At 70.2% G+C, this 19,963-nt stretch carries 17 protein-coding genes; 9 read left to right on the plus strand and 8 right to left on the minus strand.

The genetic code is table 11. The features are described 5' to 3' along the window. The first annotated feature begins 22 nt into the window (after nucleotides 1-22). Nucleotides 23-286: a DUF4229 domain-containing protein gene (locus Q0568_RS10025; RefSeq protein ID WP_298865933.1), complete on the plus strand. Its 264-nt coding sequence runs from the start codon at nucleotides 23-25 to the stop codon at nucleotides 284-286. A gap of 24 nt (nucleotides 287-310) precedes the next feature. On the opposite strand, the gene Q0568_RS10030 is transcribed toward Q0568_RS10025, so the two are convergent. Both Q0568_RS10030 and Q0568_RS10035 read right to left on the minus strand, forming a co-directional pair. Next, nucleotides 311-952 (minus strand): dihydrofolate reductase family protein, encoded by a 642-nt coding sequence (locus tag Q0568_RS10030; protein WP_298865935.1) that lies wholly within the window; start codon nucleotides 950-952, stop codon nucleotides 311-313. A gap of 62 nt (nucleotides 953-1,014) precedes the next feature. Then, nucleotides 1,015-1,908, minus strand: a complete 894-nt coding sequence (locus Q0568_RS10035; protein WP_298866039.1) for a 1,4-dihydroxy-2-naphthoate polyprenyltransferase — start codon at nucleotides 1,906-1,908, stop codon at nucleotides 1,015-1,017. Between the two features lie 317 nt (nucleotides 1,909-2,225). Between Q0568_RS10035 and Q0568_RS10040 the strand changes: the two genes are divergently transcribed. Both Q0568_RS10040 and Q0568_RS10045 read left to right on the plus strand, forming a co-directional pair. After that, on the plus strand, nucleotides 2,226-2,993 hold the full coding sequence (locus Q0568_RS10040) for a YggS family pyridoxal phosphate-dependent enzyme (RefSeq protein ID WP_298865937.1): 768 nt from the start codon (nucleotides 2,226-2,228) through the stop codon (nucleotides 2,991-2,993). Continuing rightward, nucleotides 2,990-3,787, plus strand: a complete 798-nt coding sequence (locus tag Q0568_RS10045) for a pyridoxal kinase (RefSeq protein ID WP_298865939.1) — start codon at nucleotides 2,990-2,992, stop codon at nucleotides 3,785-3,787. The genes Q0568_RS10040 and Q0568_RS10045 overlap by 4 nt, the downstream gene beginning before the upstream one ends. A 6-nt stretch (nucleotides 3,788-3,793) precedes the next feature. Here the strand turns inward: Q0568_RS10045 and Q0568_RS10050 are convergent, their stop codons facing one another. After that, complete coding sequence (locus Q0568_RS10050) at nucleotides 3,794-4,234, minus strand: Lrp/AsnC family transcriptional regulator (protein WP_298865941.1); 441 nt, start codon at nucleotides 4,232-4,234, stop codon at nucleotides 3,794-3,796. 72 nt (nucleotides 4,235-4,306) lie between these two features. On the opposite strand from Q0568_RS10050, the gene Q0568_RS10055 reads away from it, so the two are divergent. Next, entirely contained in the window at nucleotides 4,307-5,755 is a 1,449-nt protein-coding gene (locus Q0568_RS10055) for a DUF6421 family protein (RefSeq protein ID WP_298865943.1), read from the plus strand. Nucleotides 5,756-5,904: 149 nt separating this feature from the next. Continuing rightward, nucleotides 5,905-6,555, plus strand: a complete 651-nt coding sequence (locus tag Q0568_RS10060; protein WP_298865945.1) for an SDR family oxidoreductase — start codon at nucleotides 5,905-5,907, stop codon at nucleotides 6,553-6,555. Here the strand turns inward: Q0568_RS10060 and Q0568_RS10065 are convergent. Further along, nucleotides 6,521-7,174: a TMEM175 family protein gene (locus Q0568_RS10065; protein ID WP_298865947.1), complete on the minus strand. Its 654-nt coding sequence runs from the start codon at nucleotides 7,172-7,174 to the stop codon at nucleotides 6,521-6,523. The genes Q0568_RS10060 and Q0568_RS10065 overlap by 35 nt on opposite strands. A gap of 165 nt (nucleotides 7,175-7,339) precedes the next feature. On the opposite strand from Q0568_RS10065, the gene Q0568_RS10070 reads away from it, so the two are divergent. After that, nucleotides 7,340-8,407 carry a low specificity L-threonine aldolase gene (locus Q0568_RS10070; protein ID WP_298865949.1) on the plus strand — a complete coding sequence of 356 codons (1,068 nt, stop codon included), beginning with the start codon at nucleotides 7,340-7,342 and terminating at the stop codon, nucleotides 8,405-8,407. Nucleotides 8,408-8,574: 167 nt separating this feature from the next. Here Q0568_RS10070 and Q0568_RS10075 read toward each other — a convergent pair whose 3' ends face one another. Further along, complete coding sequence (locus tag Q0568_RS10075; protein ID WP_298865953.1) at nucleotides 8,575-9,162, minus strand: NUDIX hydrolase family protein; 588 nt, start codon at nucleotides 9,160-9,162, stop codon at nucleotides 8,575-8,577. Between the two features lie 67 nt (nucleotides 9,163-9,229). Between Q0568_RS10075 and Q0568_RS10080 the strand changes: the two genes are divergently transcribed. Then, nucleotides 9,230-9,883 (plus strand): alpha/beta fold hydrolase, encoded by a 654-nt coding sequence (locus Q0568_RS10080; protein WP_298865955.1) that lies wholly within the window; start codon nucleotides 9,230-9,232, stop codon nucleotides 9,881-9,883. Here Q0568_RS10080 and Q0568_RS10085 read toward each other — a convergent pair. Next, entirely contained in the window at nucleotides 9,874-10,152 is a 279-nt protein-coding gene (locus tag Q0568_RS10085; protein WP_298865957.1) for a hypothetical protein, read from the minus strand. The two genes, Q0568_RS10080 and Q0568_RS10085, sit on opposite strands and share 10 nt — an antisense overlap. Before the next feature lie 279 nt (nucleotides 10,153-10,431). On the opposite strand from Q0568_RS10085, the gene Q0568_RS10090 reads away from it, so the two are divergent. Next, nucleotides 10,432-12,096, plus strand: coding sequence for an ATP-binding cassette domain-containing protein (locus Q0568_RS10090; protein WP_298865959.1), 1,665 nt, complete (start codon nucleotides 10,432-10,434; stop codon nucleotides 12,094-12,096). Nucleotides 12,097-12,099: 3 nt separating this feature from the next. On the opposite strand, the gene Q0568_RS10095 is transcribed toward Q0568_RS10090, so the two are convergent. Then, complete coding sequence (locus Q0568_RS10095; RefSeq protein WP_298865961.1) at nucleotides 12,100-12,510, minus strand: DUF6157 family protein; 411 nt, start codon at nucleotides 12,508-12,510, stop codon at nucleotides 12,100-12,102. Between the two features lie 50 nt (nucleotides 12,511-12,560). Further along, complete coding sequence (locus Q0568_RS10100; protein ID WP_298865963.1) at nucleotides 12,561-15,185, minus strand: hypothetical protein; 2,625 nt, start codon at nucleotides 15,183-15,185, stop codon at nucleotides 12,561-12,563. A 125-nt stretch (nucleotides 15,186-15,310) separates the two neighbouring features. On the opposite strand from Q0568_RS10100, the gene Q0568_RS10105 reads away from it, so the two are divergent. After that, a complete protein-coding gene (locus tag Q0568_RS10105) occupies nucleotides 15,311-19,927 on the plus strand; it encodes an ATP-dependent helicase (protein WP_298865965.1) in 4,617 nt (1,538 codons plus the stop codon). Nucleotides 19,928-19,963: the final 36 nt, after the last annotated feature.

The raw sequence follows: 19,963 nt of genomic DNA on the forward strand, positions 1-19,963 counted from the left end.
CGTGCGCTCCTAGACTGAGCGCGTGAAGAAGTTGCCACCCCTCCTCGTCTACAGCGTGCTGCGGCTGCTGGCGTTTCTCGTGCCGCTCGCGATCATGTGGTTCTTCTTCCCGATCTTCCGCGAGTTCTGGTGGCTGGCCGCCCTGTTCGCCGCACTCATCGGCATGAGCATCTCCCTGCTGTTCCTGCGCGCGCCGCTGTCGGCCACCTCGCGCGCGCTGTACGCGAAGCGCAACCGTCACGACGCCGACGAGGACGTGGAGGACAGCGCGACCGAAGAGGAGTGAAGCGGATGCCCGCGACCCGGCGCCTCAGCGCTGGAACGTCACGTGCACGACGCCGCTCTCGGCCACTTCGCTGACGACCTCGGCACCGTCCTCCAGGCCTCGCAGTCCGTCCCAGAGGCGCTCGCCGTCACCGAGCAGGATCGGGGCGATGCCGACATGCAGCCGGTCCACGAGTCCGGCGGCGAGGAACTGCCGCACCACGTCCACTCCCCCGCCGATGCGCACATCCGCGCTGCCGGCGGCATCCCGGGCCCGCATGAGGGCATCCTTCGGTGACGCCTGCAGGAAGTGGAACACCGTGCCGTTGGCGAACTCGATCGATTCGCGCGGCACGTGCGTGAGCACGAACACCGGCACGCGGAACGGCGGCTCCTCTCCCCACCAGCCGCGCCAGTCGGGGTCGTCGGCATTCAGATGCAGCCCGAACATGCCAGCGCCCATGATCTCCGCGCCGATGCCCTCGAAGTACGCGCTCGCGTACTTCTCGTCGACACCTGTGGTCCCCTCGCCCGAGGTCTCGCCCATCACGCGTTCGCGGAAGGTGCGCGTGGCCGTGTAGGCCGAGACCAGCCGTCCCCAGTCCTCGCCCATCGGGTTCTCGGGCGTCTGGTCGACGGTGGTCGCGAATCCGTCGAGGGAGATGTTCAGGTCGACGCGTACTGTCATCCGTCGATTCTCCCCGAGCGGATGGCCGCAGGGAACCCCTGCGCGTGAGGATCAGCCGTCGATCACGGCGCGACGAGCGCCCAGTACATCAGCGCGGCATACGCCACGGACGACAGCGAGGTCAGGCTCAGCGCGATGACCAGCTCGCGGGCCTCGCGATAGGTCCAGACGATGAGGATCGCGGGTCCGACTCCCAGCAGCGCCAGCAGCGCCAGCCACGCCACCGGGTACAGCAGCAGCGCGAAGAACGCGGCGATGAGGAAGGGCAGCACGGCGAAGACCGTGAAGACGATCTGCGTGGCGCGCCTGCCGATCAGCACGGTCAGCGTGCGCTTGCCGGAGACGCGATCCTGGTCGATGTCTCGGAGGTTGTTGGCCAGCAGCACGGCGCAGGCGAACAGCCCTGCGGCGACGGCGGCCAGCCAGGCCTCCAGCGGCAGCGCGAAGGACTGCACCCAGGTGGTGCCGAGCACGGCCACCAGGCCGAAGAACACGAACACGAACAGCTCGCCCAGGGCGTTGTAGCCGTAGGGGCGTTTGCCGCCGGTGTAGAACCAGGCGGCCACGATGCACGCAGCGCCGACCAGCAGCATCCACCACTGCTGCGTGCGGATGACGATGGCGAGACCCGCGACGGCGGCGAGCGCGAAGAAGACCAGCGCGATCACCAGCACCTGCTTGGCGGGAACACGACCGGATGCCGTCAGCCGGGCGGGGCCGACGCGGTTGGCGTCGGTGCCGCGGATGCCGTCGCTGTAGTCGTTGGCGAAGTTCACGCCGATCTGCAGCAGCACGGCCACTGCCAGGCATGCCAGCGCGATCACCCAGTGCAGGTGGCGGTCTGTTACCTGCGCGGCGCCGGTGCCGAGGATGACGGGGGCGACGGCCAGCGGCAGGGTGCGCAGCCGGGCAGCGCCGATCCAGTCACCCAGCGTGACCGGGCCCGCCTCGATCACCGGGCGCTTCGCGGGGTTCCCGCTGGTGCGCCGGCGCTGCGAGCCTGCCTGCTGACGCTGGCCGCGTGCGCCCTGGCCGCGGGGACGGGAGCGCTTCTTGGAGGAACGGGATGCCACGCTGGAATCCTACTTGCCGCCCGCGCACCCCGCGGTGCCGCCGTCTTGCACCGTCGAGAGCACGACATCTCGCCGATCGCACGACTTCTTCGCGCGATCTTCGCGTGCACTCGGCGAGGTCCCGTGCTCTCGACGGAAGGGGGGCGGGGCGGACGGGGGGCGAGGCGGCGGGGGCAAGGCGGCGGCGGTAGCCTCGAGGCGTGACCGATCAGCCCGCTCGCCCGCAGTATCCGCATGCGGAGTCCGTGGAGGACTTCGCCCTCAACATCGCCGACGTGCGCGCGAGGATCGCCGCCGCTGCCGAGCGAGCCGGGCGCTCGGCGGACGAGGTGCGGCTGCTGCAGGTCAGCAAGACCGTGCCCGAGGAGCGGCTGCTGCTGGCCATCCAGGCGGGAGCGACGGACCTCGGTGAGAACAAGGTGCAGGAGGCCAAGCGCAAGGCCGAGAACCTCGCCGACCAGGACGTGCGCTGGTCGGTGATCGGGCATCTGCAGACCAACAAGGCCAAGGACGTGGTGGCCTTCGCCGACGAGTTCCAGGCGCTGGACAGCATCCGCCTGGCCGACGCCCTGGATCACCGCCTGCAGGCGGCCGGGCGCGGACTGGACGTGTTCGTGCAGGTGAACACCTCGGCCGAGGAGTCGAAGTTCGGATTGGAGCCGGCCGACACCCTCGCATTCCTCGAGGAGCTGCGGCATCGCGACAGTCTGCGCGTGCAGGGCCTGATGACCCTCGCGCTGTTCACCAGCGACACCGAGCGGGTGCGGGAGTGCTTCCGCATCCTGCGCGACCTGCGCGATCAGGCTCGCGAGCGCGACCTGATCGGCCCCGGCGGGCTGTCGATGGGCATGTCCGGCGACTTCGAGGCCGCCATCGAGGAAGGCGCCACGGTCGTGCGCGTGGGCCAGGCCATCTTCGGCGCGCGATCCACGCCCGATTCCGAGTACTGGCCGGGCTTCGCGGGATGAGCGAGGCGGGCTGGTCGGAGGGCCGCGAGCGCTGGGAGCTGGACCGCCGGCCGGCGGACGTGCTGCTGATCGGCTCACAGGTCGCGTTCGGTTCGGTCGGGATGAACGGCGTCCTGCCCATGCTGGCGGATGCCAGGGTCGTGCCGCTGCCGACCATCGTGCTGGCGAACCTGCCGCACTATCCGCGAGTGCAGGCGCAGCCGATGCCCGCGCAGTGGCTGGGCGACAGCATCCGCGATCTGGACGCACTCGGCGTGCTGGACGAGATCGACAGCATCTGCACGGGGTACTTCGCCTCGTCCGATCAGGTGGAGGCGGTGGCGGATGCCGTGCAGCCGCTGCTCGATCGCCGGCCCGGCCTGCGCGTGCTGGTCGATCCCACGCTCGGCGACTCGGATGTCGGGCTGTACACGGATCCGGCCGTCGCCCCGGCGCTGCGCGACCGGCTGCTGAAGCTCGCCACCGGCATCGTGCCCAACCGCTTCGAACTCGCGCTGCTGAGCGGTGCGGATCTGCAGCAGACGGATGCCGCCGAGGCTGCGCGATCACTGCTCGGCCCGCGTGCGCAGTGGGCCGTGATCAGCGGCGGCGCCGCATCCGGCGACAGCACGCTGGTGGACGTCGTGGTCACCCGCGACGGCAGCGAGGAATTCGAGCATCCGCTCATCCCCACCACGGTCAAGGGCACCGGCGATGCGTTCGCCGGCGCGCTGCTCGCGTCACTGCGTCGGGGAGCCTCCGTGACGGATGCCGTTGATCACGCAGCCGCCGCGGTGCGTGACCTGCTCGCCTGACGCGACTCAGACGATGGGGCGGTGCTCGTAGTAGGTCTGCAGCACGATGGTCGTGCGGGTGCGGACGTTGGCGATCGCACGGATGTCGTTGACCAGCTTCTCCAGGGCCTTCGGCCCCGCCACGCGCACCATCAGCATGTAGCTGGCCTCTCCAGCGACGGAATGGCACGCCTCGATCTCGGGCAGTTCCTCCAGCAGCGCCGGGGCGTCATCGGGCTGGCCCGGGTCGATGGGCGTGATCTCCACGAACGCCGACAGCGGCCTACCGACCTTCTCGGCATCCAGTACGGCGCGGTAGCCGGCGATCACGCCACGGGCCTCCAGCCGCTTCAGGCGGGACTGCACGGCCGAGGTGGACAGCCCGACGAGCTCGGACAGGTGCGAGAGCGTGGCCCGCCCGTCGCGCGAGATCTCGGCGAGCAGGGTGCGGTCGACAGCATCATCCATGAGTGGAATAATAGTTGTTGAAACCGGCAACTGTCGGAAAATTTCCACTTCTCCTCAGGATCGGAGGCTTCGATGTCCATCATCAGCACCACCCAGACCATCATCGGCGAGCCCGAGGTCGTTGAGGACGCCGCCACCGCCGAGACCAGCGCCGCCTGGAAGCAGCTGAAGGACGCCGCCATCGCGCTGCGCCCGCTGCAGATCAAGGACGGCTCGATCCCCGAGGGCGTCGACCCCTCGACGGGTTCCCCGACCCATGAGCTCGCAGCGCAGCACGTGACAGCCATCATCTCCGGCATCCGGGCCCTGGCCCCCGCCTTCCCGCACGACGCCGCCTATCTCGAGGCCGCGATCGTGGACTTCCAGCGCTGGATGGACGGCGGCTTCGGCGAGCCGGACTTCCTAGACTCGCTGATGCAGTTCCAGCCCCAGCAGAACCGCATCGACGGCATCCGCCACCTGGTCGTCTTCCCGATGTACACCCAGAACGGCTCGACCGACCGTCTGGTCGAGGCGCTGATCGTCGAGACCATATGGCCGGAGTTCATCGCCGAGCTCGAGGCCGGCGACTACAGCAACAAGCTGTTCGTCTCGCTGCGGCTGGTCGACTTCACCCCCGGCTACGACACCAACTCGGCCGTGCTGTTCCCCGAGACCATCGCGATGCGCGAGATCCCGTCCTTCACCTGGGGCGCGATCTTCCAGGACCGCGAGGCCGCCCGATACCGTCGCGTGGTGCGCGCGGCATCCGAGATCACCAACCTCGAGCTGCCCGAGCGCGCCGCGGCGATGCTGAATGACCAGCAGATGACCGAGAAGACGTTCGTGATGTGGGACATCATCCACGACCGCACGCACATGCGCGGCGACCTGCCGTTCGACCCGTTCATGATCAAGCAGCGGATGCCGTTCTTCCTGTACTCCCTCGAGGAGATGCGCTGCGACATGACGGCGTTCCGCGAGTCGGTGAAGATCGAGCGCGCGCTCGACGCCCGTGTCGCCGCCGGCGAGACGCTCACCGAGGCCGAGCAGGAGATGCACGACTACGCGCACCTGGTGCAGTACGCCGTGATCTTCGATCGCATCTTCCGCTTCGCGATCACCGGCACCCGCGTGCGCAACTACGACGCGGTCGGCGGGCAGCTGCTGTTCGCCTGGCTGCACCAGCGCGGCGTGCTGCACTGGACCGACACCGCTCTCGCCTTCGACTGGGAGAACGTGCCCGACGCCGTCGTCGCGCTGGGCGATGCCATCGACGACCTGTACTGGCACTCGATCGACCGCCCGAAGATCGCGCACTGGCTGGCCGCCTACGAGCTGGTCCGCGGCACGCTGACCCCGCACCCGGCATCCCAGTGGGCCCGCGGTCTGAGCGACGAGATCCTCGCCGGGGCGCCCCGCGGCTACACCGACGCGGTGATGGACGACGAGTTCCCGCTGTCGATGTTCTTCGAGACGCTGAACAAGAAGATGCGTCCCGTCATCGAGTCGACCGTCGGCATCCGCGGCACCGACGACTGACGTACGGCCGACCGGCTGACCCGTCCACCGACATCGGCCGTGCAAGCGTGGTACAGATGGCGGTCGGTTTCACGGATGTCGGCGCAGAATGGCTGAAACGGCCGACATCCGTGATCTCGGCCGACATCCGTCCCTCGAAGGAGTTGCTCATGACCTCATCCGGACGCACGATCGTCCTCGCCGGCGCCACCAGCGCCGCGGGCCTGGCCACGGCCCGCGCGCTGATCGCCGCCGGCGCGCACGTCGTGGCCACCGGCCGTTCCGCCGAGCGCCTGGCCCCGCTTGCGGAGGCGGGAGCGCAGATCGAGGTGGCGGATGCCACGGCCTGGGCCGACATGACGGCGCTGGCCGAGCGACTGGATGCCGTCGACGGCGTGATCTCGCTGGTCGGCGGCTGGCGCGGCGGCGGGGGTCTTGCCGGGCAGAGCGACGAGGACTTCGCCGCCCTGCTCCCGGCCCTGCAGGCCGTCCGCGTCACCAGTCGCGCGTTCGACGCGCAGCTGAAGGCGTCGGATGCCGGTCGCTTCGCAATCGTGTCCTCCACCGCTGTGCTCAAGCCCCTGGCGGGCGGTGCGAACTACGTCACCATCAAGGCCGCCGCCGAGACGTGGGCGCGCGCCGTCGCGCAGGGCTATGCGAAGGCGGCCCGGGATGCCGGCGCGGCGCTGCGCGCGGCATCCGTCATCCTGCGCGTGGAGGGCGGGCTGGATCCCGACTCGCTCGCCCGGGCCGTGGTCGGCCTGTGGGATGCACCAGCCAGCGAGCTCAACGCGAGCGTCGTCGAGCTGACCGCCGCCTGAGAAGGCGGATCACCGGGCTGGTCAGCAGCATCAGGAACATCGCGAAGTAGCCGATCTGCGGCAGCGTCACCGCGACCGTCAGCGCGAGTGCGAACAGCACGATGGTCACAGCGTCGGCGCGGATACCGCCTCGCAGCTGCTCGTGGGGCGAATCGTGCAGCTCGGGATGCCTGCGCAGGTACATGCGGACGAGCAGCAGCATCAGGGTCGCGGCGATGAGGGTGCCCACGTACAGCGACTTCTGCGCCGCGTCGTCGGGCATCGCGCCGACCATCGCGGTCGCGACCGGGAGCCACACGATCGTGAACATCCACGCGATCGTCAGCCAGGTCAGCATGTTCGAGGTGCGCTCGACACGCTCGTAGATGCGATGGTGCGACACCCACATCGACGCGATCAGCACGAAGCTCATCACGAAGCTGATCAGCTGGCCCTGATCCTCGTCGAGGTACTCCAGCACCGTACGCCCCTCGCGCCCCAGATCGATGACGCCCTCCATCAGCGGCAGGATGAGGAGCGTCATCGCGATGGCGACGACCCCGTCGGTGAAGGCCTTCAGCCGGTCGGCGGAGACCAGCGGATGCGCGGACATCCCGGTCTTGTCGGTCGCATCTGTCACCGGGGAATGCTCTCGCGCCACGGTGGCGGCGTCAAGCCCCTCCCGCGGCGATCTGCGGAACGGTCGCGGCCACCAGTCGCGGATGGCGAACAACGTCCCGAGGACGCCGACATCCGCCAGGGCTGCCGACAGAGGAGAACGGATGCTGAGCCGTAGAGTTGTCGGGTGAGCATTCTGCATGACACCGCTGTGCGCGGTTTCGCATCCGACAACTATTCCGGCATCCACCCCGAGGTGCTGCAGGCGATCGCCCAGGCCAACGAGGGCCACCAGATCGCGTACGGCGAGGACGTCTACACCGAGCACCTGCAGCAGGTGTTCACGAAGCACTTCGGCGAGGGCGTCACCGCGTTCCCCGTGTTCAACGGCACCGGCGCCAACGTCACCGGCCTGCAGTCGATGCTGCCGCGCTGGGGCGCGGTGATCTCCGCGACCACCGCGCACATCAACGTCGACGAGGGCGGAGCTCCCGAGCGCATCGGCGGCTTCAAGCTGCTGGCCGTGCCCACCGACGACGGCAAGCTCACCCCCGAACTGGTCGACCGCGAGGCCTGGGGCTGGGGCGACGAGCACCGTGCGCAGCCGCTGGTGGTCTCCATCACGCAGTCCACCGAGGTGGGCACGCTGTACACGGCCGAGGAGATCAAGGCCCTGGCCGATCACGCGCACGAGCACGGCATGAAGCTGCACGTCGACGGCGCCCGCATCTCCAACGCCGCTGCCGCCCTGAACCTGCCGCTGCGCGCCTTCACTCGCGACGCCGGTGTGGACGTGCTGAGCTTCGGAGGCACCAAGAACGGCGCGATGCTGGGCGAGGCCATCGTCGTGCTGAACCCGTCGGCCGCGGACGGGCTCATCTACAGCCGCAAGTTCAACATGCAGCTGTCCTCGAAGATGCGCTTCATCTCCGCGCAGCTGATCGCGCTGCTCGACGGCGATCTGTGGCTGCGCAATGCCCAGCACTCCAACGCCATGGCCCAGCGCCTGCGCGGCGCCGTCGAGGCGGGCCTTCGCGAGGGATCGATCCGCGGCGTCTCGTTCTCGCAGCCCACCCAGTCCAACGGCGTCTTCGCGATCCTGCCCGACGGCGTGGCCGACCAGCTGCGCTCGAAGTTCCGGTTCTACGACTGGGATGCGTCGCGCAACGAGGTGCGCTGGATGTGCAGCTTCGACACCCAGGAGTCCGACGTCGACGCGTTCGTCGCCGAGCTGAGCCGGTTGACGACGGCCTGATCAGGTCCAGTCCTGCACGTGCAGGCCGCGCACGCAGCACGTCGCAGCCGCCGCCGATGCCTTCGCCGAGGCCCCGTCTTACCGGCCAGACCCCGTGCTGCGGACGTCTGCAGCACGGGGTCTCAGCAGATATCCGGGGTGTCGGCGTCAGCGCGCGCAGCCCGACCTCAGCGCAGAAGGCCGAGATGCGCGAGCGCATGGCGGATCAGCGTGCCGCGACCGCCCTCCATCTCGGAGGCGAGCGCGTCGGAGGCGGCTTCCTCCGGCGAGAACCAGGTGACCTCGAGGGCGTCCTGGCGGGGCTCGCAGGTGCCGGTGACGGGGACGATGTACACCAGCGAGACGGCGTGCTGCCGGTCGTCGGTGTAGGCGCTCACACCGGGGATCGGGAAGTACTCCGCCACTGTGAACGGCGTGGGAGAGACCGGCAGCAGGGGGAAGGCCATCGGCCCCAGGTCGTTCTCCATGTGCCGGAACAGCGCGTCGCGGATGGTCTCGCCGTAGCGCACGCGCCCCGACACCAGGGTGCGGGTGATCTCCCCCAACGGCGTGGAGCGCAGCAGCACGCCGATCGAGGTGACCTGTCCCGAGCCGTCGGTGACGACGGGCACCGCCTCGACGTACAGCATGGGCAGGCGCCGCCTCGCCTCTTCCAGCTCGATGTCCGTCAGCCACGCCGGATTCGCGTCCGCGCCGGGCACGTCATCGAACCCGAAGCCGCCGTCGGGGTCTGGATCTGGTGTGCGCACCGCCATGTGTCTTTTCTACCAGCACCCGCAGACGGCACGACCGCGCGTCGGTCGTCGCTGGCAGGATGACTGCATGAGCGAACCCATGGAGATCGACGACTCCCTCACGCTGTGGTCGCCCGAGGATCAGTCCGGGCAGGCGCTGCTGGTGCTGCTGCACGGCTACGGCGCCGACGAGAAGGACCTGTTCAGCCTGGTGCCGTATCTGCCGGGCGGGATCACCGTCGCCTCCGTCGCCGCCCCGCTCACGCCGCCGTGGCCGATGCCGGGACGCTCGTGGTACGCCATCGACGCGCTGAATTCGAGGGATGCCGCGGGCATCACCGTCGCGGCCGAGGCCGTGCTGCGATGGCTGGATGCGACAGCCGCAGACGGCTCGTCGGTGGCTCTGTTGGGCTTCTCGCAGGGCGCGGCGGTGGCGCTGCAGGCGCTGCGACTGGCGCCGTCGCGCATCTCGGCCGTGGTGGCGCTCAGCGGCTATGCGGCACCGGGCGACCTGCCGAACGACGCCTCGCTTCAGGAGCTGCGTCCGCCGGTGTTCTGGGGTCGCGGCAGCCGGGACGACGTGATCCCGCCGAACCTCATCGACCACACCGCGCAGTGGCTGCCCGGCCACGCCGAACTGTCCGGCCGCGTCTACACCGGTCTCACGCACTCCATCTCCGAGCAGGAGCTGGCCGACGTGAACCTGTTCCTCTCGCAGTGGAAGGACGCGCTTCAGGACTGAGGGCCGTCTTCCGCCGAGCCGGGTTCGTCACCGGCATCGTTCTCGCCACCGGCATCCTTCGCACCACCGGCATCCGGATGCCGTCGGCGCGGCCTGCGCGTGAACACGACCATGAACACGACGGTCATGGCCAGGCCGATTCCGAGACTCACGCCCATGTCGTGCGTGGCGGCGTTCATGGCTGCCGCGACGCCGAGTCCGATCAGGATGCTGCCTGCGAAACCCATACGAGCGCGCGTCTCGTGCGAACTCGGCTGCCTGTCGTCCATGACCTCAACCGTACGGAATCGCCGCATGCCCGGCATCCGCCGTGCGACGGATATCCACGACACGCTCGGGTTGCACCCTCGGTCGGCAGCGGGTATCGTCGCAGAGTCCTGTCCGCCGTGTCTGGAAGTTCCTTGATCTGAGTCGTCGCCCTCCGCGCAATCATCCACGCGCTGATCCGACGATCCTTCCGACCCGTTCAGGCCCCTCGAGGCTCCGGTCCTGCCACGTCCCGACGTGCCGTCGACATCCGCGCACCCGCACATCTCCGGGAGACGCTCATGTCAGCACCATCCGCTTTCACCACCGCCGCCGTCACGCTCGACCGCGTGACCTTCACCTGGCCCGACGGCTCGACGGCGCTCGACGCCGTCTCAGGCTCGTTCGGGGCCGGCCGCACCGGGCTCGTCGGACGCAACGGCGCCGGCAAGTCCACCCTGCTGCGCCTGATCGCAGGAGAGCTGACGCCCACATCGGGGCAGATCATCCGCACCGACCAGGTGGCGTACCTGCCGCAGCAGCTCACGCTCGACACCGGCCGCCGCGTGGCCGAGCTGCTGGGCGTCGCCGCAGCGCTGGATGCCGTGCGCGCCATCGCCGCGGGCGACGTCGACCCCGCGCACTTCGACGCCGTCGGCGACGGCTGGGACATCGAGGCCAGGGCCGAGGCCGCGCTGGCCGAGACAGGGCTGGACCCGTCGTTCCTCGATCGCACGGTCGGCGAGCTGTCCGGTGGCGAAGCCGTGCTGGTCGCGATCGCCGGCATCCGCCTGCGCCGCGCGCCGATCACCCTGCTCGACGAACCCACCAACAATCTCGACAGGTTCGCGCGCGCGAGGCTCTCCGAGATGGTGCGCTCCTGGAAGGGCGCACTGATCGTGGTCAGCCACGACATCGCCCTGCTGGAGCTGATGGACGACACCGCCGAGCTGTACGGCAGCGAGCTGAACGTGTTCGGCGGTCCGTACTCCGCGTGGCGGGCGTGGCTGGATGCCGAGCAGGATGCTGCGAAGCAGGCCGAGCGCGATGCGACCCAGGCACTCAAGAAGGAGAAGCGGCAGCGCATCGAGGCCGAGACGAAGCTCGCGCATCGGGCGAGCTTCGCCAAGAAGGCGTTCGAGGAGAAGCGTGTGCCCAAGATCGTCGCCAACGGCCGGAAGATGGCGGCACAGGTGTCGGCGGGCAGGCTGCGCACGGAGGTCGCGGGCAAGGAGGACGCCGCCCGCGCTGCTCGGGATGCCGCCGGCCGGCGCATCCGCGACGACGCGACCATGAAGATCGACCTGCCCGATCCCGGCGTCTCCGACTCTCGGCGCATCACCACGCTGGGCGACGGCGAGCGGTCGTGGGTGATCCAGGGGCCGGAGCGGGTGGCGCTGATCGGCCGGAACGGAGTCGGCAAGACCACGCTGCTGCGGCGGCTTGTGGCGGGCTCCGTTCACAACTCCGGAGATCCGAGCGGAATCGACCCGGAATCCGGCATTCCGGAGCTTCTGTTGCCGATTCTCCGGAGTTGTGAACCGCACACGGACCGCATCGGCTACCTGTCCCAGCGCGTGGACGGTCTGGACGACACCCAGTCCGTCGTGGCGAACGTCGCCGCAGCCGCCCCGCACGTGCCCGACAAGGAGCTGCGGAACCGCCCCGCCCGCTTCCTGATCAGAGGAGCCGCCATGGACCGCCCCGTGTCGGCGTTGTCCGGCGGTGAGCGATTCCGGGCTGCGCTGGCGACCCTGCTGCTGGCCGATCCAGCACCGCACCTCGTGGTGCTGGACGAACCGACCAACAACCTCGACCTCGACACCGTGGACCAGCTGGTCGAGGCGCTGCGCGCCTACCGCGGTGCGGTGCTGGTCGTCAGCCACGACGACGTCTTCCTGCAGCGGCTCGGTCTCACGCTGACCCTGGAGCTGGATGCAGAGGGGCACCTCACCGAGGTCGGGTGAGGGTCACGCCGCCCGGCTGGACCGCATGGCCTTCACATGCTCGAGCGCGGGATCGGCGGCCAGACGCGCGTACTCCTCGGAATCGCGGGACACCAGCGCCACTCTTCCCTGCGCATCGTGATGGATGCCCCACCCGTAGCGCTTGGCCAGCGGCGAGGACCGCAGGCACGCCTGGCCGGTCGAGAAGAACTCCTCGCGGGCAGCGGCATCGGCCGGGTCGATGCCCTTGCGCAGCGCATGCGTCTCGAACAGCACATCGTCGGAGGTGCGGGTGTAAGGCTCGTCGTTGAGCAGTCGGTAGTGCAGAGCCGCGATCGAGAGGTTCTCAGCGATCGGGGGCTCCTCGCCGTGCTCCGCGCGGCAGTCCTCGGAGACCTCGATGAAGGTGCTGGTGTAGTTGGTCGTGTGCGCCATGACCACAGCCTGGCGGGGGCCGCCGACATCGGCAAGCCCCCGCCGGCGATTCACCACCAGCTGTCGTCGAACGCGACCTTCACGGTGTCGCCGTCGATCACGATGTCTCCGTACATCGAGTAATCGTCCTCGTCGGACTGCTCGCGCGTGGTGCCGAAGAAGTCCTCCGTGTAACTGCCGACGACGGTACCCTCCACGGCTACCTGAGTGCCCCGGTCATCGATCTCGACGGTCGGCTCACCCTGCTTGGTCCATGTCACCTTGGTGTCGTCGTCGAACGTGTACGCGTGGAACGGGCATCCGTCGGGGTCAGCCGCGGCGGAGGCCAGGCAGGTGTCCACCAGATCGTTCACCTGCTTCGTGACGGCCTCCTTCAGGTCATCCGTCGGCGCGAAGGACAGATCCTGGAAGGAGTCGTCCGGCGACCCGACCTTCAGCGCCTTCTGCTCCAGGGCGAAGTACTTCGACCCCTCGGTCGACAGTTCGTACACGCCCGGATACATCGGCACCGTGGCCTGCCCGTAGCCGTTTTCGAACTCGAACGGCAGCTCCACGCCGCCGACACTCGCCTTACCCTGCCCGTCGATCTGGATGTCCACCGGCACGACCAGGCTGTCATCCAGCTTCCACGTGTCCAGCACGACGAACTCCGGATCGCCCTTGGACGCGTTGAGTTGCGCCGTCTGCTTGACGCCGTCGAGCCGGTAGGTGACGATGAGCGATGCGGAGTCGCCGCCGCCGGTCCCCTCGCGCTCGACGGACACGTCGGTGATGCGATCGGATGCCGACTTCATCACGGCATCGGTGAGGAACGCGCGCTGCGCTGTCGGGACATTCGGGTCCACGAGCGCGTTGGCGGCCTCGGCGTGACCCGCCGCGATCGCGTCGAGGTACTGCTGGGCGACAGCCTCGGGAGTGCGGCTGGAGTTCAGCACGCTCACCGCGATGCCGGCGGCGATGGCCAGCACGGCTACGCCGCCGACGGCGGACAGGCCGATGAGGAGCCCGCGCTTGGCGGCCGGGCTCAGCGGCTTGGGCTCGGGAACGGCGCCGACGGCACCCGCGGAATGATCCGCGGCATCCGCTCCGACCGTGGTGCCGCTGGTGCCGGCCGCCCACGCCGCGACGGCGGAGTGTCCGGTCAGTGCGCCCAGCAGCTGCGGGGCCGAGCCGTAGGCGAGCGCGGGCAGCGTCTGCGCGCCGACCTCGACGGCGAACGCCCACACGGCCATCACGAAGGGGGACCACAGTGCGATCCCGATACCCACGCTGAAAGCCGCACCACGAGCGCCCGCGCTCACTCCCAGGCCGAAGAACACGGATCCGACCACGAACCAGCCCAGCAGCACGACCAGAGGCAGCCGCCAGGTGGACGCCCAGTCGATGCCGTTGCGGCGGGGGCGTCGGATGCCGATCCAGAGCGCCACGAAGATGCTGAGCAGCACGGCCGCCAGCACGGCGATCCACAGCAGCGGGTCATCCGTCTTGAAGACCGTGAACGTGCTCTCGACCCCGGGGACGGTGGCCGTAAGCCCGCCGAGGTGGCCGAGGACCGCGGCGAGCGGGGCCATGTTGAGCAGCCCCAGCAGGCCGAGGGCGATCGAGCCCACGCCGAGAGTCTGCCACGAGCCGATCACGCCGAAGACAGCGCCGAGCACGGCGAAGAGAGCGCCGCCGAACGCGGCGTAGGCGAGCGCCTCGCGCGCGACGCGGGGCAGAGCGCGGAAGAGGCGGATGCCGGAGCGGAACCAGTTCTCTCCCGGCTGCGCGACCGATCCCGCCCAGCGTCCGAGGTGCGTCGCGATGCCGACCAGCACCAGGGAGAACAGCACGACGCGGTACCCGGCAGCGGTGACCAGCACATGCACGCTGCTCTCGTCGACGCGGATGGCGAAGACGAGCGTGAGGATCAGCAGCACGAGCCCCGTGGCGAGGCCGACGACGGCCGAGTACGCGGCGCGGTGCTGCCAGGTCGGGAGACGGTGGGTGCGACCCTGTCGGACGCCCCACCAGAACACGGCCACCAGCGCGGCGAGGGTGAGGGTGAGCGGGAAGACCCAGATGGATGCGGAGCCGCCGATCGAGAACAGGCCACCACCGGCATCCATGGTGCCGTTGATCTCGCCGCCGTACACGACGGCGGCGAGCGCGAACAGCAGACCCGCGAGGACGCCGAAGTCCACGCGGACATCGTCGATCGAGCCGAGCGGCGTCGAAGGCAGGTCGGAGGCGCTGGAGAGCACCAGGAACACCAGCAGGATCGCGCCGACCACCGCCGCGCCGACGGCGATGCCGACATGCGAGAGGGCGCCGAGCAGCACGGGCTGCGTGAACGGCTTCAGCCAGGTGGATCCCTGCCGCGGAGGCGCGGGCGGGATGGAGCCGGGCAGGGGCGGGACGGTATCGGATGCGGGCACCTGCGCGGTGGGTCCGGGAATCTGCGCGGCGTCGGGCACCGGTGGAGCGGATGACGGAGCAGGAGCGGATGCCGGAACCGCGGACTCAGCGCCGGGCACGACTGGCGGTACCGGCGGAACCGCACCTGCCGGCGGGGCCGGCGGAAGCGCACCTGATACCGCTGCGGGCTCCTCCGCCGGTGCCGGCGGCACCACGGCATCCGCTGTGGCTGCCGGGCCCTCCGGCTCGTTTCCATCCATGCGCGACTGATCGCTCATCGCTCCCCCTCTGAAGTCTGAGTGTTCCCTGTGTACCAGTTCCGAGGCCTTCCGCTCAAACTCCGTGACGCCGATCAGGAGGTCCCGCGAGGAGCGATGTCGGACGTCTGCCGCATGATGGAGGGGTGCGCGACGTGCTCGAGCGATTCACCCCCGCCACCCAGGACTGGTTCCGCGGGGCGTTCGACGCGCCGACGGCCGCCCAGGCCGGCGCCTGGGAGGCGATCTCCGCGGGCCACAACGCGCTCGTGGTCGCGCCGACGGGCTCGGGCAAGACGCTCTCCGCGTTCCTGTGGGCCATCGACAGCGTGTTCCGGGAGCGGGCGAACCCGGCATCCGAAGAGCCCTCCGACGGCACGCCGCGCACCCGCATCCTCTACATATCCCCGCTGAAGGCGCTGGGCGTCGACGTCGAGCGCAACCTGCGCTCCCCGCTGATCGGCATCGGCCAGTCCGCCCGCCGGCTCGGTCTGCCGGTGCCCGAGGTGACCGTCGGCGTCCGCTCCGGCGACACCCCGGCGGCAGATCGTCGCAGGCTGGTCAGCGACCCGCCCGACATCCTCATCACCACTCCCGAATCGCTGTACCTCATGCTCACCAGCCGCGCCGGCGAGACGCTGCGCGGCGTGCACACGGTGATCATCGACGAGGTGCACGCGGTGGCGGCGACCAAGCGCGGCGCGCACCTGGCGGTGAGTCTGGAGCGGCTCGACGCCCTGCGCAAGGCGCGCGGTGCCGAGGGCCCCGCCCAGCGCATCGGCCTGTCCGCGACCGTGCGCCCGATCGACGAGGTGGCCCGGTTCCTGGGGGGATCCGCGCCGGTCGACATCGTCGCGCCGCGCGCCATGAAGACGTTCGAGCTGGGCGTGGTTGTGCCCATCGACGACATGCGCAACCCTCCCCCGCCTCCCGGCACGCCGACACCCACCGAAGCGGCGGATGCCGAATACACCGAGGTCACGGGCTCGGTCTGGCCGCACGTGGAGGAGGCCATCGTCGACAAGGTGCTCGAGAACCGCTCGACCATCGTGTTCGCCAACTCCCGACGCCTCGCCGAACGGCTCACCGGGCGGCTCAATGAGATCTACGAGGCGCGGCTGGCGATCATGCGCGGCGAGACCGAGCCTGCGGCGCCCGGCAGCGAGCCCGTGCTGGCCAAGGCCCACCACGGCTCGGTGTCGAAGGAGCAGCGCGCCGTCGTCGAGGAGGAGCTGAAATCCGGCATCCTGCGCTGCGTGGTCGCCACCAGCAGCCTGGAGCTCGGCATCGACATGGGAGCGGTGGACCTCGTGATCCAGGTCGAGGCGCCGCCGTCGGCGGCATCCGGTCTGCAGCGCGTCGGCCGCGCCGGTCACCAGGTCGGCGAGGTCAGCCGCGCCTCGCTCTTCCCCAAGCATCGCGGCGACGTGCTGCACACGGCCATCGTCACCGAGCGGATGCTGAAGGGGCAGATCGAGGCCATCGCCGTGCCGCGCAACCCGCTGGACATCCTTGCGCAGCAGACCGTCGCCGCCTGCGCGCTGGATCCGCTCTCGGTCGAGGAGTGGTACGAGACCGTGCGCCGCAGCGCCCCGTTCCAGACCCTGCCGCGCTCGGCGTACGAGGCGACGCTGGACCTGCTGGCCGGCAAGTACCCGTCCGACGAGTTCGCCGAGCTCCGGCCGCGGGTGGTGTGGGATCGGGATGCCGGCACTCTGACCGGCCGGCCCGGCGCGCAGCGCATCGCGGTGACCAGCGGCGGCACCATCCCCGACCGCGGGCTGTTCGGCGTGTTCGTCGCCGGCGACGGACCCGGCCGCCGCGTCGGCGAACTCGACGAGGAGATGGTGTACGAATCGCGCGTGGGCGACGTGTTCACGTTGGGCACCACCAGCTGGCGCATCGCCGAGATCACGCACGACCGCGTGAACGTGCTGCCCGCCTACGGCCAGCCCGGCAAGGTGCCGTTCTGGCACGGCGACGGCATCGGACGTCCGTTCGAACTGGGCGAGGCGCTGGGCCGGTTCTCGCGCGAGGTGTCCACCGCTGCACCCGCCAAGGCGCAGCAGCGGCTGATCGACGCGGGCCTGGACGAGAAGGCCCGTGACAATCTGCTGGGTTACCTGACCGAGCAGCGCGAGGCCACCGGCACCCTGCCCACCGATCGCACGCTCACCGTCGAGCGCGGCCACGACGAGGTCGGCGACTGGCGACTGATCCTGCATTCCCCTTACGGCATGAAGGTGCACGCGCCGTGGGCGCTCGCCCTGAACTCGCGGGTGCGCGAGCGGCTCGGCGTGGAGGGCTCGGCCGTCGCCAGCGACGACGGCATCATCGTGCGCATCCCGGATGCCGACGCCGAGCCGCCCGGTGCGGACCTCTTCGTCTTCGACGCCGACGAGCTCGAGCAGATCGTCACGGCCGAGGTCGGCGGTTCGGCGCTGTTCGCCTCACGGTTCCGCGAGTGCGCGGCCCGTGCGCTGCTGATGCCGCGGATGAACCCCAACAAGCGCACCCCGCTGTGGCAGCAGCGCCAGCGCTCGGCGCAGCTGTTGGAGGTCGCCCGCCGGCATCCGACGTTCCCGGTGATCCTGGAGACTCTGCGCGAGGTGCTGCAGGACGTCTACGACCTGCCGTCGCTGCGCCGTCTGATCACCGACATCTCCGAGCGCCGCATCCGGCTGGTCGAGACCGAGCCCGCGCAGCCCTCGCCGTACGCCCGCGACCTGCTGTTCGGCTACGTGGGCGCGTTCATGTACGAGGGCGACTCCCCGCTGGCCGAGCGCCGCGCGGCCGCGCTGTCGGTGGACCCTGCGCTGCTGGGCGAACTGCTGGGCACCGTCGAGATGCGCGAGCTGCTCGACCCTGACGTCATCGCGCAGTTCGAGCTGGAGGTGCAGCGGCTCGACCCGCAGCGTCGCGCCCGAGGTCTGGAGGGCGTGGCCGACCTGCTGCGCATGCTGGGGCCGCTGGATGCCGAGGAGGTCGCGGCACGACTCACCGCCGCTTCCCCGGTCGTTGAGCGAGCGGAGCGAGACCAAGCGCCTCCTGCCGCCCCAGCGACCACGGACGAGGCATCCGCTCATCTCGCCGAGCTCGTCGCCGCCCGCCGCGCGATCCCGGTGACCATCGCCGGGCACGCCCGGTTCGCCGTGATCGAGGACGCCGGGCGACTGCGCGACGCGCTCGGAGCGGCGTTGCCCACCGGCATCCCGGTCGCGTTCCTCGAGCCCGTCGCCGACCCGCTCGGCGATCTCGTCTCGCGGCATGCGCGCACGCACGGTCCGTTCACGACGGATGCCGTGGCCGCCCGCTTCGGGATCGGCGCGGCCGTCGCCAGGCACACGCTGCAGCGGCTGGAATCCGCAGGTCGCCTGAACAGCGGGTTCTTCCTGCCTGCGGACGACGCCGACCCTTCCGGCGCGAAGGAGTGGTGCGACGCCGAGGTGCTGCGCAGGCTGCGGATGCGGTCGCTGGCGGCCATCCGCGGCAGTGTGGAGCCGGTCAGTCCGCGTGCATATGCCCGGTTCCTGCCGGACTGGCAGCATCTGACCCGCCCGCTGGAGGGCGTCGACGGTGTGCTGAGCGTGATCGAGCAGTTCGCCGGAGTGCCGATCCCCGCCAGCGCCTGGGAGTCGCTCGTGCTTCCCAGCCGCGTGCGCGACTACGCTCCGGCGCTGCTGGATGAGCTGACCGCCGCCGGCGAGGTGGTGTGGGCAGGCCACGGCGCCCTGCCGGGTCGCGACGGCTGGGTGTCGCTGCATCCGGCAGATCTCGCGCCGTTCACCCTCCCCATCCCCGAGGACTCCCCCTCGCCCGGATCACTGGAGGAGCGGATACTCGACGTGCTGCGGCTGAGCGGCGCCTCCTTCGCGGGTGCGGTCAAAGCCATGACGGACGCCGAGAACGAGCAGTCCGTGCTCGACGCGCTGTGGACGCTGACCTGGCAGGGGCACGTCACGAACGACACGTTCTCGCCCGTGCGCGCGCTGCTGGCCGGCGGCTCGCAGGCGCACAAGATCACCCGCCGCGCGCCGCGCACTCGCACGTACCGCGGCATCTCGCTGGCCAGGCCGGCATCGCGCCCGCACGCGGCGGGGCTGGGCGGGCGGTGGGCGGTGCTGCCGGAGACCGATCCGGATGCCGCACGCCGCGCGACCGTGACGGCGGGCCTGCTGCTCGACCGATACGGCGTCGTCACCCGCGGCGCCGTGCAGGCTGAGGGCGTGCCGGGCGGGTTCGCCCAGGCGTACCGGGTGCTGGCCGGCTTCGAGGAGGCCGGGCACTGCCGCAGAGGGTATGTGATCGAGAGGCTCGGGGCGGCGCAGTTCGCGGCATCCACCACGGTCGACCGGCTGCGCACCTTCGCAGGGTTGGCCGACCCTCCCCCGCTCAATGCGGTGACGCTGGCCGCGACCGACCCCGCCAACCCCTACGGCGCGGCGCTGGCCTGGCCGCGGCTCGACGAGGTCTCGCACCGGCCGGGCCGCAAGGCCGGCGGGCTGGTCGTGCTCGTCGACGGATCGCTCGTGCTGTACCTGGAGCGCGGCGGCCGCACCGTGCTGGCGTTCGACGACGACCCCGAGGTGCTGCGCGCCGCAGCATCCGACTTGGTCGCGACCTCCAAGGCGAGGCGACTGGAAACGCTGACGGTCGAGAAGATCAACGGCGCGGGCGTCTACGGCACCCCGTTCGCGCTGGCGCTTCAGGACGCAGGCTTCAGGCCCACACCGCGCGGCTACGCCCTGCGCAAGTCCGTGTGAGCCGATCCCACGTGCGACGAGAAGTGGTACGATATC

This window comes from uncultured Microbacterium sp., assembly GCF_937927635.1.
Classification (GTDB): Bacteria; Actinomycetota; Actinomycetes; order Actinomycetales; family Microbacteriaceae; genus Microbacterium.

What these genes read in the sequence shown, in the direction of transcription:
- Q0568_RS10075 (WP_298865953.1), bottom strand. Translation starts at nt 9,162, where the DNA reads ATGGCGGTGCGCACACCAGATCCAGACCCCGACGGCGGCTTCGGGTTC.
- Q0568_RS10030 (WP_298865935.1), bottom strand. Translation starts at nt 952, where the DNA reads ATGACAGTACGCGTCGACCTGAACATCTCCCTCGACGGATTCGCGACC.
- Q0568_RS10080 (WP_298865955.1), top strand. Translation starts at nt 9,230, where the DNA reads ATGAGCGAACCCATGGAGATCGACGACTCCCTCACGCTGTGGTCGCCC.
- Q0568_RS10090 (WP_298865959.1), top strand. Translation starts at nt 10,432, where the DNA reads ATGTCAGCACCATCCGCTTTCACCACCGCCGCCGTCACGCTCGACCGC.
- Q0568_RS10060 (WP_298865945.1), top strand. Translation starts at nt 5,905, where the DNA reads ATGACCTCATCCGGACGCACGATCGTCCTCGCCGGCGCCACCAGCGCC.
- Q0568_RS10100 (WP_298865963.1), bottom strand. Translation starts at nt 15,185, where the DNA reads ATGAGCGATCAGTCGCGCATGGATGGAAACGAGCCGGAGGGCCCGGCA.
- Q0568_RS10085 (WP_298865957.1), bottom strand. Translation starts at nt 10,152, where the DNA reads ATGGACGACAGGCAGCCGAGTTCGCACGAGACGCGCGCTCGTATGGGT.
- Q0568_RS10095 (WP_298865961.1), bottom strand. Translation starts at nt 12,510, where the DNA reads ATGGCGCACACGACCAACTACACCAGCACCTTCATCGAGGTCTCCGAG.
- Q0568_RS10045 (WP_298865939.1), top strand. Translation starts at nt 2,990, where the DNA reads ATGAGCGAGGCGGGCTGGTCGGAGGGCCGCGAGCGCTGGGAGCTGGAC.
- Q0568_RS10055 (WP_298865943.1), top strand. Translation starts at nt 4,307, where the DNA reads ATGTCCATCATCAGCACCACCCAGACCATCATCGGCGAGCCCGAGGTC.
- Q0568_RS10050 (WP_298865941.1), bottom strand. Translation starts at nt 4,234, where the DNA reads ATGGATGATGCTGTCGACCGCACCCTGCTCGCCGAGATCTCGCGCGAC.